A 14,464-nucleotide genomic window follows, 5' to 3' on the forward strand; every position below is an offset into this window, starting at 1 on the left:
TTCCGAAACAAGAGTGTGCCGGATCCATGATCGACCAGCTGTTCGAATTCGTGCAGAACCACCCGCTCCTGGTGGGCGCCTTCCTCGTGGTGCTGACCGCCTGGATCGCCTACGAGGTCCGCAACAGCGCCTCCAGCGGCGTATCGTCCAGTCAAGCGACCCAGTTGATCAACCGCGAGGACGCGGTGATCGTGGACACCCGCGAAGCGGGCGACTTCAAGGCTGGCCATATCGCCGGCGCGCGCAACATTCCGCAGAGCCGCATCGAGGAACGCCTCGGCGAACTCGAGAAGGTCAAGGACAAGCCGATCGTCGTGGTCTGCAAGAGCGGCCAGGCGTCCGGTATCACCGTGGCCAAGCTGGTCAAGGCCGGCTTCTCGCGGGTCTACAAGCTCAAGGGCGGCATGATGCAGTGGCAGGCCGACGGCCTGCCGGTGGTCAAGAAATAGCCAACACACAAGACGCAAGCACGCAAAAGGAACCTTTCCATGGCCGAAGAGAACAGCCAGAACGCTGCCGGCGGCAACCAGGCCGCTGCGGATCAGCCGAACAGGCAGCAGCTCCAGTTCGCCGTTCAGCGCATCTACGTCAAGGACATCTCCTTCGAGGCGCCGAACTCGCCGGCGGTTTTCCAACAGCCGTTCAAGCCCAAGGTCAGCCTGGACCTGAATACCAGTAGCAGCAAGGTCGGTGAAGAGCTCTACGAGGTAGTGATCAAGGTCACCGCTCAGGTTCGTCACAGTGAGGAGGGCACCACCTCCTTCCTGGCCGAGATCGAGCAGGCAGGCCTGTTTCGCATCAGCGGTATCGAGGGCGCACAGCTCGAGCACACCCTGGGCGCCTTCTGCCCCAACGTGCTGTTCCCCTATGCCCGCGAGTGCGTCGACAACCTGGTGAATCGTGGCGGCTTCCCGCCCCTGATGCTGGCGCCGGTCAACTTCGAGGCGATCTTCGCCCAGAAGAAGAAGCGCGAGGCCGAACAGGCCCAGCAACAGGGCGAGCAGTCCACCCAGTAAGGCACGCGCCGTGTCATTGGGCCCACGTATTCACGTCGCCGCCGACTTCGCCGTCGGCGGCGACGTCGTTCTGCCCGAGGGACCGGCGCGCCACGTGGCCAGGGTATTGCGCCTGGGCGAAGGTGCGCCGCTGCGGCTGTTCGACGGTGCCGGCCACGAGGCCAGGGCGTTACTCGTCGAGGCGAGCCGCAAGCGAGTGGTGGCGCGCATCGAGGCCATCGAGGCGGGGCGTGGCGAGTCACCCTTGTCGGTGCACCTGGGCCAGGCGATCTCCAAGGGCGACCGCATGGACTACGCTATCCAGAAGGCCGTCGAGCTCGGTGTCGCCGCCATCACGCCGCTCTATACCGAGCACGGCGACGTGCGCCTCAAGGGCGAGCGCGAGGAGAAGAAGCTCACCCACTGGCAGGCGGTGGCCGCGAGCGCCTGCGAGCAGTGTGGGCGCGCCGTGGTGCCCATCGTTCATCCACCCATCGCATTGCACGAATGGTTGAGAGAGCGCAGCGAGACGTTGCGCCTAGTGTTACATCCCGGTAGCTCGGGCGCGCTGGAGCATAGCGACACACCTGCCTCCGTCGCCCTGCTGATCGGCCCCGAAGGGGGGCTCTCCGACAGCGAAGTCGAGGCCGCGTTGGCCTGCGACTTTTCACCTCTCTCCCTTGGCCCGCGCATCCTGCGCACCGAGACCGCTCCGGTGGTGGCGCTGTCGCTGATGCAGTATCGCTTCGGGGACCTGGGCTGAACGCTCGGATCGCCCGCAGCATGCCGCAACGCTAATTTCGAATCAAAAGCCTTCTAGACTTTGGTCTACTTTCGCGTGCTCCGCCTTGCAGGAGAGGGAGTCGTTCATTAACTTGTGTGTTGTATGATGTATGATAAATAGCCGATCGGCTGACGGCGGGCTCAGGCCAGCGATGCGGGCTAAATCGAAGAGGAAGCGTTCGTGAAATTTTCCAGAGCAGCAGTGGTGGATGCCGTAGGAGATGGGTTGTTGTCGTTCCCCATTACCGACTTCGATAAGGAGGGGCGGTTCGATGCCGAAAGTTACCGTCGTCGTCTGGAGTGGTTCATCAGCCACGATATCTCGGCCGTGTTCGTCGCCGGCGGCACGGGTGAATTCTTCAACCTCACGCTTGACGAGTACCGCGATGTGGTTCGTGTGGCCGTCGAGACCGTCGCCGGCAGGCTCCCGGTCATCGCCAGCTCGGGCCTGAGCGTTACCAGCGGCAAGGCCTTTGCCAAGGCCGCCGAGGAGGCGGGGGCCGACGGTATCCTGCTGATGCCGCCCTACCTGACCGAGTGCCCGCAGGAGGGGCTGGTCGAATACGCTCGGCAGATCTGCGATGCGACGCCGCTGAATGTCATCTACTACAACCGCGGCAACGGCATCCTCGATGCCGACTCGGTCCAGGCGCTGGCGGACCGGTGCCCCAATCTGATCGGCCTGAAGGACGGCAAGGGCGATATCCAGCTGCTCAACAAGATCGTCAAGACGGTAGGGGATCGCCTGGTCTACATCGGTGGCGTGCCCACCGCGGAGATCTTCGCCGAGGCCTACCTCTCCATCGGCGTGAACACCTATTCCTCGGCCGTGTTCAATTTCGTGCCGGACATGGCGGTCAGATTCTACAAGGAGTTGCGTCAGGGGAACCGAGAGGTGGTGAAGCAGATCACCAACGACTTCTTCATTCCCTTCGTCGATCTCAGGGACAGAAAAGCGGGCTATGCCGTCAGCTTGATCAAGGCGGGTGCCGAGATCATCGGACGTCCGGCCGGCAGCGTCCGGTCACCGCTGACCATGCCCTCCACCGAGGAGCGCCAGCAGCTCGAGACGCTGGTAGAGAAGGCCAGGCAACTCTAAACCAACAACGAAGCTGATGAGGTGAAGCATGCCACTATCCAAGAAGACTATCGTGGGCCTGGGGTCGGCCGTCCTGATGACGTCTCTGACCTACGGGATCGGGGTAGCCCAGGCCCAGGAGGGCCAGCTACGGGGCAACGTTCGGGTCGTGATCGGCTCCACCTCGACCGGTGGCGATACCTACCAGAACTCGAGCATCGTGGTGGACCAGCTGTCCGAGAAGCTCGATATCAACATGAAGGTCGATGCCGTGGGCGCGAGCTCGGCGTTCCGCACCCTGGACCGCGATACGCGCGGCAACACGCTGATGATCTTCCACGACCAGTCCTATCTCGGCCACCTGTATGGCGTGGAGGGCTATGCCGACATCTTCGAGAAATACACCATCGGGCCGACCGTCGCCATCAACCCGGGCAATGCCTACCTGGTGCCCAAGGATTCGCCCTACGAGACGCTGGACGACATCATCGCAGCCGTGGGCGAGGGCGAGACCGTGCGCGTGGCGATCCAACCGGGTGGCGTCTCGGAGATCGGCTTCAGCGCACTGAAGAATGCCATCGCCATCGAGCATCCGGGGCAGGAAGACAACCTGGTGGCCGTCAACACGGGCTCCCAGTCGGACAAGAACCAGCTGCTCTTCGATGGTCAGGTCGACCTGATCAACGGCTCCGTGCAGGCCAACGAGCAGTACACCCGCCTGCCGGAAGACGACCAGAAGGCCATGCGCTTCGTCTGGCTGACGGCCCGCCAGGAGACCATTCAGCAGGCACCGGAGGCGGGGCTCGGTCAGACCACCCGCGAGCAGCTGCTGGAATACGTCGAGCCCAACGTACACGTCACCATGGGTGACGACGAGACCTTCACCTTCGATAAGGAGTTCTTCTTCCTCTACAACAAGGAGATGGACCCGGGCATCGTCGAGCAGATCGATGACGCCTTGGCCGAGATCTTCGAAGAGGGCGAGATCCAGGAGATCCAGAAGAGCGCCTTTTTCATTCCCAACTTCAGGCCGTCGGCCGAAGCATCGGAATATCTGGAAGAGAAGCGGTCTCGCTACGCGGAAATCATCGAGAACATCCAGTAAACCAGCGCCAGGGTGCCGGCGGATTCCCGCCGGTGCCCGGCCCAGGCAATGAAGCGCCAGAACGACGATAGGCAGGACGACCTGTCATTAATGGAGCCGCTATGGAATCAGGTCTGTCAGATCTGCTCAGTGTCTCGATCGATTTCGGGACCTCCCACCTGTTCTTCCCGACGCTGATCAGTTGGATCATGGCCGTACTGTTCGTCTTGGTGGTCGTGACCCAGGTCGTCCCCTTTCTGGCCGCCGTCAGGCGTGGTGAGCGCGCATTGCCCATCCTGGGCGAATCCATGGATGGCCTGCGTTTCTTCGGTACGCTTGCGCTGATCGTGGCCTATTTCCACCTGATGACGGTGGTGGGGGACATGTTCCCTTATACGGGATACGGCTTTCTATTCGTCTCGATACCTTTCGTCTTTCTCATGTCGCTTCTGTATCTGCATGAGTGGACCAGGAAAGCACTGGTCATCGTGACACTCAATGCCTTCGTTGCGCCCAGTCTGGCCTGGCTCATCCTGGCCAAGCTGTTCCAGATCACCCTGCCGTGACCGAAGCGAGTGCCACCATGGAAATCCTTTCACTGCTCGATGTGACCTTTTTCCTCCTGACCGCGCTGGGCGCCCTGGTCGGGATCGTGTTCGGGGCCATCCCCGGCATGACCGCCACCATGGCGGTGGCGGTGTGCCTGCCATTGACCTATGCGTTGGGCCTGAACCATGGCCTGGCACTGTTGCTCGGCCTGTACGTGGGCGGCATCTCGGGCGGCATGGTTCCGGCAGTGCTGCTCAACATCCCCGGCACGCCATCCTCCATCACCACCACGTTCGATGGCTATCCCATGGCGCGCAGGGGTGAGGGGGAGCGTGCGCTGAAGATCAGCGTGGTCGCTTCCCTGGTGGGCGGCTTGATCAGTGCCGCCGTGCTGTTCCTGTTCGCGCCGCTGCTGGCCGACTTCTCCATCAAGTTCTCCTATATCGAGAAGTTCCTGATCATCCTTCTGGCCCTGACGGTCATCGCCTCCCTGTCCAACAATATGCTGGTGGGCATCTTCAGCGGTGTGATCGGTATCTGGCTAAGCCTGATCGGGGACTACAGCATTTCGGACGGCGGCAACGGCAAGACCCGGCTGATGTTCGATTTCATGGAGCCCTACCTGTTCGAAGGTTTCTCCCTGCTGCCCGTGCTGATCGGCATCTTCGGCATCTCCACCATCCTTCTCGAAGCCGAGAAGGGTGTGAAGAGCGACTTGACCGACGAGAGGGTGAAGATCGGCCAGGGAGCGGGCGCCAGCTTCTCGCTGGCCCTGTTCAAGGGACGCCTGACCAACCTGGTGCGCTCATCCTTTATCGGTACCTTCGTCGGCATGTTGCCGGGGGTCGGTGGCAGTGCCGCCTCGGTACTCGCCTACACCCAGGAGAAGAACCTGGCGCGCGACTCTTCCCAGATGGGCAAGGGGGCTCCCCAGGGGCTCATCGCTTCCGAGTCGGCCAACAACGCCCTGACCGGCGGTGCCCTGATCCCGCTGCTCTCCCTGGGCATTCCCGGCGATTCCACCACTGCCGTGCTGATCGGTGCCTTCACCCTCCAGGGTATCCAGGTGGGGCCGCTGTTCATTCCCGAGAACGCCGAGACCTGGTACGTCATGATGGCGGCGCTGGTTTTCGCCAACTTCGTGATGTTCTTCCTGATGTTCTATGCCATCAAGTACATCGCCAAGGTGGTGATGGTGCCGAAGCACATCCTGTTCCCGATCATCGTCATGATGTGCGTGGTGGGCGCCTACGCTATCAACTACGGGATCATGTTCGATGTCTGGACACTACTGATCTTCGGCGTGTTGGGCTACCTGATCCAGAAGGTGGGTCTGGAGGTGGCCCCGCTGATCATCGGCTTCATCCTGGGCAGCCAGGCAGAGGTCTACTTCGTCAAGAGCCTGGAGTCGGCCGGTACCCTGACGATCTTCTTCACCAAGAGCCCCATCGCGGTGGTGCTGTGGCTGCTGATCCTGGCCTCGGTGGCGTTCTCGATCACGATGAGCCTGAAGAATCGCGCCAAGCATCGTCAGGAACTACTCGGCTGAGCATCGACCCAGGCATAGTGATAAAGGAGCCGTATGAGCGCTTTCGGAGGCAAGATCATCAAGGTCCACCCCGACGACAACGTCGCCATCGTGGTGGAAGCAGGTGGCCTCGTTGAAGGCCAGGCGCTGGGCGATGGGCTGGTCGCGTCGGGCCGGATCCCCCAAGGCCACAAGCTGGCCCTGCGGGATATCGACATCGACGCTCCCATCGTGCGCTACGGCGAGGTCATCGGTAACGCCGTGGTCGCCATCGGCCAGGGCGAGCACGTCGACGAGAGCAGGGTGAGGCTGCCCGAGGCACCGGCGCTGGACGACCTGCCGCTCGCCACGCGGCCGGCCCCGGACGTGGAGCCGCTCGAGGGCTTTACCTTCGAGGGTTACCGCAACCCGGACGGCAGCGTAGGAACCAAGAACGTGCTGGGGATCACCACCAGCGTGCAGTGCGTGGCCGGCACGGTGGATCACGTGGTGGCGCGCATCAAGCGCGAGCTGCTGCCGCGCTATCCCAACGTCGACGACGTGGTGGGGCTCAACCACACCTATGGTTGCGGGGTGGCGATCAACGCACCGGCCGCCATCGTGCCGATCCGCACGCTCAAGAACATCGCGCTGAACCCCAACTTCGGCAACGAGGTAATGGTCATCGGCCTGGGCTGCGAGAAGCTCCAACCCTCCACGCTGGTCGACGACCGCCCCGTCAGGATCTACGAGAACACCGAAGCGGCGGACCCCGACGCCAACGTGCTGAGCCTGCAGGACGAATCCTTCCACGGCTTCGGCGAGATGGTCGAGGGGATCATGGCCATGGCCGAGCGTCACCTCGAACGACTGAATCGTCGCCGTCGCGAGACCTGTCCGGCCTCCGACCTGGTGGTGGGCATGCAGTGCGGTGGCAGCGATGCCTTCTCGGGCGTGACCGCGAACCCCGCCGTGGGCTTTGCCACCGACCTGATCGTGCGCGCCGGGGGCAGCGTGATGTTCTCCGAGGTTACCGAGGTGCGCGATGCCATCCACCTGCTGACGCCCCGGGCGATAGACGAACAGGTGGGCCGGGCGCTCATCGAGCAGATGGCGTGGTACGACGACTATCTCTCCCAGGGGCAGGCCGATCGCAGCGCCAACCCTTCCCCCGGCAACAAGAAAGGGGGCCTCTCCAACGTCGTCGAGAAGGCGCTGGGGTCGATCATCAAGTCCGGCAGCTCGCCCATCGTCGACGTCATCGGCCCCGGCGAGCGGCTGCGCCGCAGGGGGCTGACCTTCGCCGCCACCCCGGCCAGCGACTTCATCTGCGGCACCCTGCAGTTGGCGGCCGGCATGAACCTGCAGGTGTTCACCACCGGACGCGGCACGCCCTATGGCCTGTCGATGGTGCCGGTGCTCAAGGTCTCCAGCAACTCGACGCTGGGCCGGCGCTGGCACGATCTCATCGATCTCGACGCCGGACGAATCGCCACCGGCGATGCCAGCATCGAGGCGGTGGGCTGGGAACTCTTCCGGCTCATTCTCGACGTGGCGAGCGGACGCCGACAGGCCGCGGCCGACCGGCTGGGTATCCACAACGATCTGGTGCTGTTCAATCCGGCCCCCGTGACGTGACCGCACGGAGCAGCCCTCTAATCCAGTCATACAGGTAGAACGTCTCATGTTTCCCAAGATCAAGAAGATGCGCATCGTCCCGGTCGCCGGCTACGACGGTTTCCTGTTGAACCTCAGCGGTGGCCATGCACCCTGGTTCATTCGCTGCGTGGTCATTCTCGAAGACGATGCAGGCAACCAGGGCGTCGGAGAGATACCGTCCAGCGCCGGTATCCTCAAGGGGCTCGAGCAGTGCCGCTCGCTGGTCGAGGGGTCGCGCGTCAACGACATCAGGCAGACCCTGAACCAGGCGCGCCTGCTATTGGCCAGGAACGGGCGCGAGGAGCGCGGTCGTCAAACCTTCGACCTGCGTGTGGCGGTGCATGTCATCACCGGTATCGAATCGGCCCTTTACGACCTCTATGGCCAGGCGGTGCAACTGCCGGTGGCCGACCTGCTGGGCCAGTACGGGCGTCAGCGCGACGAGGTCGAGGCGCTGGGGTATCTGTTCCTGCTGGGCGATCCGGACAAGACCGATCTGCCCTATCCCAAGGCGGAAAATCCGCAGGATGCATGGGACGAGGTGCGCTACCGCGAGGCGCTGACCCCGGAGGCAGTCGCCAATCTGGCCAAGGCGGCCTATGCGCGCTATGGCTTCAAGGACTTCAAACTCAAGGGCGGCGTGCTGCGCGGCGAGGAGGAGGCCGACTGCATTCGTGCCCTTCACGAAGCTTTCCCCGAGGCGCGCCTGACGCTCGACCCCAATGGCGCCTGGAAACTCGACGAGGCGGTACGGGTGCTGGAGCCGATCAAGCAACTGCTGAGCTATGCCGAGGATCCCTGCGGCCAGGAGGAGAGCTACTCGGGGCGCGAGACCATGGCCGAGTTCAAGAAGCGTACCGGCCTGCCCACCGCGACCAACATGATCGCCACGGACTTCAAGCAGTTGCAGTACGCCGTGCAGCTCAACGCCGTGGACATTCCGCTGGCGGACTGCCACTTCTGGACCATGCAGGGCGCCGTCATGGTGGGCGAGCTGTGCCATGAGTGGGGCATGACCTGGGGCTCCCACAGCAACAACCACTTCGACATCTCCCTGGCGATGATGACCCATGTGGCCGCGGCCTGCCCGGGTGAGATCACCGCCATCGACACCCACTGGATCTGGCAGGACGGCCAGCGCATCACCAAGGAGCCGTTCCAGATCCGCGACGGCAAGCTGACGGTGCCGACGACGCCCGGCCTGGGTATCAAGATCGACGAAGATAAGCTGATGGAGGCTCATCGCCTCTACCAGAGCCTCGACGTGACCCAGCGCAACGACGCCATGGCGATGCAGTACCTGATTCCCGGCTGGGAGTTCGATCCCAAGCAACCGGCACTGGCGCGCTGAAATCGGGGTGATAGCCCCGCCGCTCAAGGAAAGCAATGTGCGTGGGCACAGGAGGTGAGGTGTGACGTATTCCCAGACGCCGGTCATCGAAGAGGTGTCGGTCATTCCCGTGGCTGGACGCGACAGCATGCTGCTCAATATCGGAGGCGCGCACTCGCCCTGGTTCACGCGCAATCTGATCCTGCTCAAGGACAGTTCGGGCAACGTGGGCGTGGGCGAGGCACCGGGCGGTGAAACGATCCGGCAATCGCTGGAGATGGCGCGTCCGCTCGTGATGGGGCAGCCCATCGGCAAGCTGCGCTCCTTGGTAGCCTCGTTGCACTCCGCTGGGCGCAGTGCCGATTTCGAGGACTTCGGCAAGGGATCTTGGACCTTCGAGTTGCGCGTCAACGCCGTGGCGGCGCTGGAGGCCGCACTACTCGACCTGCTGGGCAAGTTTCTCGGCGTGCCGGTAGTGGAACTGCTGGGTGATGGGCCGCAGCGCGATAGTGTGGAGGTGCTGGGCTACCTGTTCTTCATCGGCGATGGACATGCGACACCGCTGGAGTATCGGCGCGGCACTACCGGCGGGGGCCATGAATGGTACCGCCTGCGCGACGAGGAGGCACTGACGCCGGAAAGCATCGTGGCGCTGGCCCGGGCGGCGCAGGATCGCTATGGCTTCAAGGATTTCAAGCTCAAGGGGGGTGTGCTGCCGGGGGGGCAGGAGATCGAGGCTGTGACCGAGCTGGCCAAGGCATTTCCCGCGGCGCGGGTGACCATCGACCCCAACGGAGCCTGGTCGCTGAACGAGGCAGTGGGCCTATGCCGTGACCTGCGCGGCGTGTTGGCCTACGCCGAAGATCCGTGCGGCGCCGAGCAGGGTTTCTCCGGCCGAGAGATCCTGGCCGAGTTCCGCCATGCCACCGGTCTGCCCGTGGCGACCAACATGGTGGCCACCAACTGGCGGGAAATGGCCCACGCCTTGATGCTGCGCTCGGTGGACATTCCTCTGGCCGACCCACATTTCTGGACGCTCTCCGGTGCCGTACGTGTATCGCAACTGTGCCAGGACCACGGCATGACATGGGGGTCTCACTCCAACAATCACTTCGATGTCTCGCTGGCGATGTTCGTACATGTGGGCGCGGCTGCCGTGGGCCGCATCACGGCGTTGGACACTCACTGGATCTGGCAGGAGTCCGATGCACGTCTGGCCAAGGAGCCGCTGGAGATCGTCGACGGCAAGGTGTCGGTGCCCAAGGCGCCGGGATTGGGTATCGAACTCGACATGGGCCGCGTCGAAGAGGCCAACAGTCTCTATCGGAAGCTGCCCGCTGGTGGGCGCAATGACGCCATGGCCATGCAGTACCTGAACCCCGGCTGGGAGTTCGATCCGAAGAAGCCGGCACTGGTGCGCTGACAGGCAACGCGCATTGGAATTGCACTTTAGTCGATTGGACCATGGGCTGGCTTGCAACCCTTGGTGCAGCAGATTAATTTATGTGTTGTATGATGTATGACAACAAGCAGCACCTTACCGCTCTCCCGAGCCGTTCAACTGCCTTGGAACGGAACCGGTGAGGCGTCGACCAAGAGGAACGATGCGTGGAATTTTCCAGAGCCGCCGTAATGAGGGCCGTGGGCGATGGGTTGCTGTCCTTTCCCATCACCGATTTCGATGGCAATGGCCGCTTCGATGCCGACAGCTACCGCCGTCGCCTGGAGTGGTTCGTCAGTCATGACATCTCCGCCGTCTTCGTGGCTGGCGGCACGGGCGAATTCTTCAATCTGTCGCTCGATGAGTATCAGGAGGTCGTGCGTGTGGCCGTCGAGACCGTCGGCGGCAAGCTGCCGGTGATTGCCAGCGCCGGGCTGAGCGTGGCGAGCGCCAAGGCTTTTGCCAAGGCCGCCGAGGAGGCGGGGGCCGACGGTATCCTGCTGATGCCGCCCTACCTGACCGAGTGCCCGCAGGAGGGGCTGGTCGAATACGCTCGGCAGATCTGCGATGCGACGCCGCTGAATGTCATCTACTACAACCGCGGCAATGGCATCCTCGATGCCGACTCGGTCCAGGCGCTGGCGGACCGGTGCCCCAATCTGATCGGCCTGAAGGACGGCAAGGGCGATATCCAGCTGCTCAACAAGATCGTCAAGACGGTAGGGGATCGCCTGGTCTACATCGGTGGCGTGCCCACCGCGGAGATCTTTGCCGAGGCCTACCTCTCCATCGGCGTGAACACCTATTCCTCGGCCGTGTTCAATTTCGTGCCGGACATGGCGGTCAGGTTCTACAAGGAGTTGCGTCAGGGGAACCGAGAGGTGGTGAAGCAGATCACCAACGACTTCTTCATTCCCTTCGTCGATCTCAGGGACAGAAAAGCGGGCTATGCCGTCAGCTTGATCAAGGCGGGTGCCGAGATCATCGGACGTCCGGCCGGGAGCGTGCGAGCGCCACTGGTCATGCCCACCCAGGAAGAGCGGAACCGGTTGGAGGTGCTGATCGGCGTCGCTCGTCATTTCTAATCCAACCCTCTCACCCAACCACAACACCAAGAACAACGAGGAGTGCGTCGTGAAAACAATTCATCCGACAACCAAGATGATGAGTGCCGTTGCCGTATCCGCCGCCGTGATGCTGCTGTCGCTGCCGGCCCAGGCCGAGAATTGGCGCGGCTGGAACATTCATCCGCCGGGCTATCCCAATACCGAAGCACTCGAGTCGTTCGCCGAGAGCGTAACGGAGAGGACCGAGGGGCGCCTCACGGTGCAGGTCTACAATAACGGCGTACTCGGCGACCAGCCGGACGCGATCGAGCAGACCCGCAGCGGGGTACTCGACTTCGCCAACTTCAACATGGGACCGATGGGCCCCATCGTGAAGGAAACCAACGTGCTCTCGCTGCCCTTCATCTTCAGCAGCATCGAGCACATGCACGAGGTGATGGATGGCGACATCGGCCAGCAGTTCGCCGACGCCTTGGCGGAGAAGAACCTGATTGCCCTTTCCTGGTTCGATTCAGGCGCTCGCAGCCTCTACAACACCAAGCGCCCCATTCACACGCCCGAAGACGTGCAGGGCCTGAAGATCCGGGTCATGAACAACGACCTGTACGTCGAGATGATCGAGGCGCTGGGCGGCAATGCCACGCCGATGGCCTACGGTGAGGTTTACCAGTCGCTCACGACGGGTGTGCTCGACGGTGCGGAGAACAACTATCCCTCCTTCGAATCCAGCAACCACTACGAGGCAGCCGACTACTACTCCCTCACGGAGCACCTGATCATCCCCGAGTGCCTGTGCATCGCCAAGGCGAGCTGGGAGGCGCTGTCGCCCGAAGATCAGGAGATCGTGCGCGAGGAGGCGATCAAGGCATCCGAACTGCAGCGTCAGCTATGGGTCGAGGGGTCTCAGCGGAGCCGGCAGATCGTGCTGGACGCCGGTATCGAGATCAACGAGGTGGAGGACAAGGCGGCCTTCCAGGAGAAGATGGAACCCGTCTATGCGGCCTTCATCGAGGAGAACCCTGACCTCGAGGACCTGGTCGACGCCATCCGGAACTCGAACTGAGCTCCGCAGTGACGTCCTCTCCGGCGCCGGGTGCGCCGGGGAGGCAGGAGACATACGCCATGAGAACCTGTGCTGATCAAGAGGTTGCCGTGAATCGTCCTCGGTTTCGCAAGCGAGCAAGTTGGACTCTGGACGCCATTGCCAACCTCTGTCTGGCGATTGCCGGCGTGCTGCTGGTCTTTCTCATTGCCATCTTCGGCTGGCTGGTCTTCGGTCGCTATGTGCTGAACAACACCCCGACCTGGGTGGAGCAGGCATCGCTGGTGCTGGTGGTCTACATCACCTGCCTGGGGGCGGCGGCCGGTGTCAGGGGCAATACCCACCTGAGCATCGATTTCGTGCGCGAGGGGATGCCCGAGCCTTTCAAGACGACCTTTCGCTATCTCGCCGACCTGTTCGTCGTCGCCTTCGGTGCCTTCATGGCCTACCAGGGCTGGGGGCTGGTCATGGCCAACCTCGAGCGGGCGATCCCGATGATCAAACTTTCCGAAAGCTGGCGAGCCGCGCCGTTGGTCATCTGTGGGGGCCTGATCGTACTGTTCTCCGTGGCCAATATCGTGTCGCGACTCTCCGGCAACGACTCTGACGAGGGCAACTGACCATGGGCCTTGCCATTCTGTTCGGACTCTTCTTTCTCGGCCTGCTGGCCGGGGCGCCCGTTGCCTTCGCCGTGGGGCTGGCCGCCGTCGCGACCTTCCTCTACGAGGGGCTGCCGCTGTTCGTCGCTTTCCAGCGCATCCTGTCGGGCATTTCAGTCTTCTCGCTGCTCGCCATCCCGTTCTTCATCTTTGCCGGCGAACTGATGTTGCACGGCGGCATTTCCACCCGCCTGGTGCGCCTGGCCTCCGCCGCGGTGGGGCGGATGCGCGGTGGCCTGGGGATCGTCAACGTCACCTCATCGATGCTGTTCGGCGGTATCTCGGGCTCCGCCGTGGCCGATACGTCGGCGCTCGGTTCGATTCTGGTGCCGGTGATGAAGGAGAAGGGCTATGACGCCGACTACGCCGTCAACGTCACGGTGACCTCTTCGGTCGCCGGGGTGGTGATCCCGCCGAGCCACAACATGATCCTCTACGCCGTGGCGGCCGGCGGCGGCATCTCGGTCACCCAGCTGTTCATCGCCGGTATCGTGCCGGGCATCCTGATGTGTCTGACCCTGGCCGTGGCGGCCTATCTGGTGGCGGTGAAGCGCGGCTACAAGGGCGAGACATTTCCCGGCTGGGACGTGCTGGTCATCAGCCTGGCCGCGGCCCTGCCGGGCTTGATGACCGCCGTGATCATCGTCGGCGGGGTGCTGTCGGGCATTCTCACCGTGACCGAATCCGGGGCCTTCGGCGCCATCTACGCCATCGTGGTCACGGCGCTGGTCTATCGCGAGCTGCGCTGGGCGTCATTCAAGGCAGCGGTGATACAGTCGGTGAAGACCACCTCGCTGGTCATGATCCTGGTCGGCTGCGCCTCGGCGTTCTCCTATCTGCTGGCGCTCTACAACGTGCCGCTGCTGCTGACCGACATGCTCCTGGCGCTCTCCGACAAGCCCATCGTCATCTTCCTGCTGCTCAACCTGCTGCTGCTGGTGCTCGGCATGATCATGGACATGGCGGCGTTGATCCTGATCTGCACGCCGATCTTCCTGCCGGTGGCCATGCAGTTCGGCATGGACCCGATCCAGTTCGGCATCATCATGATGATGAATCTGGGCCTCGGCCTGTGTACACCGCCGGTGGGGGCCTGTCTGTTCGTCGGCTGCGTGATCGGCAAGATCAAGATCGAGCAGGCCGTGCGCACCATCTGGCCGTTCTACCTGGCGCTGTTCGTCGCCCTGATGCTGGTGACCTACGTGCCGGCCGTCTCGCTGTCGCTGCCTGCGCTGTTCCGCTGAGCACCCAACGATAGAACCGCATAACG

Annotated in this window: 14 protein-coding genes; all 14 read left to right on the forward strand. The window is 63.0% G+C overall.

All coding sequences use genetic code 11. From position 1 onward, the window contains the following. Nucleotides 1-26: 26 nt before the first annotated feature. The 14 genes from ACRWQA_RS00150 to ACRWQA_RS00215 all read left to right on the forward strand — a co-directional run bounded on the left by ACRWQA_RS00150 (nt 27) and on the right by ACRWQA_RS00215 (nt 14,438). Nucleotides 27-449 carry a rhodanese-like domain-containing protein gene (locus ACRWQA_RS00150; RefSeq protein ID WP_263581893.1) on the forward strand — a complete coding sequence of 141 codons (423 nt, stop codon included), beginning with the start codon at nt 27-29 and terminating at the stop codon, nt 447-449. A 39-nt stretch (nt 450-488) separates the two neighbouring features. Continuing rightward, nucleotides 489-1,016 carry a protein-export chaperone SecB gene (gene secB / locus ACRWQA_RS00155; protein ID WP_263581894.1) on the forward strand — a complete coding sequence of 176 codons (528 nt, stop codon included), beginning with the start codon at nt 489-491 and terminating at the stop codon, nt 1,014-1,016. A 10-nt stretch (nt 1,017-1,026) separates the two neighbouring features. Beyond that, nucleotides 1,027-1,758 carry a 16S rRNA (uracil(1498)-N(3))-methyltransferase gene (locus ACRWQA_RS00160; RefSeq protein WP_434231281.1) on the forward strand — a complete coding sequence of 244 codons (732 nt, stop codon included), beginning with the start codon at nt 1,027-1,029 and terminating at the stop codon, nt 1,756-1,758. Nucleotides 1,759-1,959: 201 nt separating this feature from the next. After that, nucleotides 1,960-2,877 (forward strand): 5-dehydro-4-deoxyglucarate dehydratase, encoded by a 918-nt coding sequence (kdgD, locus tag ACRWQA_RS00165; RefSeq protein ID WP_446326233.1) that lies wholly within the window; start codon nt 1,960-1,962, stop codon nt 2,875-2,877. Nucleotides 2,878-2,905: 28 nt separating this feature from the next. Next, entirely contained in the window at nt 2,906-3,961 is a 1,056-nt protein-coding gene (locus ACRWQA_RS00170; RefSeq protein WP_434232618.1) for an ABC transporter substrate-binding protein, read from the forward strand. A gap of 101 nt (nt 3,962-4,062) precedes the next feature. Further along, nucleotides 4,063-4,506, forward strand: a complete 444-nt coding sequence (locus ACRWQA_RS00175) for a tripartite tricarboxylate transporter TctB family protein (protein ID WP_434232615.1) — start codon at nt 4,063-4,065, stop codon at nt 4,504-4,506. A gap of 17 nt (nt 4,507-4,523) precedes the next feature. Then, a complete protein-coding gene (locus ACRWQA_RS00180; protein ID WP_434232613.1) occupies nt 4,524-6,038 on the forward strand; it encodes a tripartite tricarboxylate transporter permease in 1,515 nt (504 codons plus the stop codon). Between the two features lie 33 nt (nt 6,039-6,071). Continuing rightward, nucleotides 6,072-7,634, forward strand: coding sequence for a galactarate dehydratase (garD, locus tag ACRWQA_RS00185; RefSeq protein WP_434232610.1), 1,563 nt, complete (start codon nt 6,072-6,074; stop codon nt 7,632-7,634). A gap of 46 nt (nt 7,635-7,680) precedes the next feature. Further along, nucleotides 7,681-9,006, forward strand: a complete 1,326-nt coding sequence (locus ACRWQA_RS00190; protein WP_434232608.1) for an enolase C-terminal domain-like protein — start codon at nt 7,681-7,683, stop codon at nt 9,004-9,006. Nucleotides 9,007-9,067: 61 nt separating this feature from the next. Then, entirely contained in the window at nt 9,068-10,408 is a 1,341-nt protein-coding gene (locus ACRWQA_RS00195) for an enolase C-terminal domain-like protein (RefSeq protein WP_434232605.1), read from the forward strand. Nucleotides 10,409-10,593: 185 nt separating this feature from the next. Further along, nucleotides 10,594-11,511 (forward strand): 5-dehydro-4-deoxyglucarate dehydratase, encoded by a 918-nt coding sequence (kdgD, locus tag ACRWQA_RS00200; RefSeq protein ID WP_446326234.1) that lies wholly within the window; start codon nt 10,594-10,596, stop codon nt 11,509-11,511. 76 nt (nt 11,512-11,587) lie between these two features. Beyond that, nucleotides 11,588-12,556: a TRAP transporter substrate-binding protein gene (locus ACRWQA_RS00205; protein ID WP_263583895.1), complete on the forward strand. Its 969-nt coding sequence runs from the start codon at nt 11,588-11,590 to the stop codon at nt 12,554-12,556. A gap of 59 nt (nt 12,557-12,615) precedes the next feature. After that, the gene (locus tag ACRWQA_RS00210) at nt 12,616-13,155 is read left to right on the forward strand and encodes a TRAP transporter small permease (protein ID WP_263581904.1); all 540 of its coding nucleotides are present in this window, start codon (nt 12,616-12,618) and stop codon (nt 13,153-13,155) included. A 2-nt stretch (nt 13,156-13,157) separates the two neighbouring features. Continuing rightward, entirely contained in the window at nt 13,158-14,438 is a 1,281-nt protein-coding gene (locus ACRWQA_RS00215; protein ID WP_263581905.1) for a TRAP transporter large permease, read from the forward strand. Nucleotides 14,439-14,464: the final 26 nt, after the last annotated feature.

It is taken from the genome of Billgrantia sp. C5P2 (assembly GCF_051062895.2).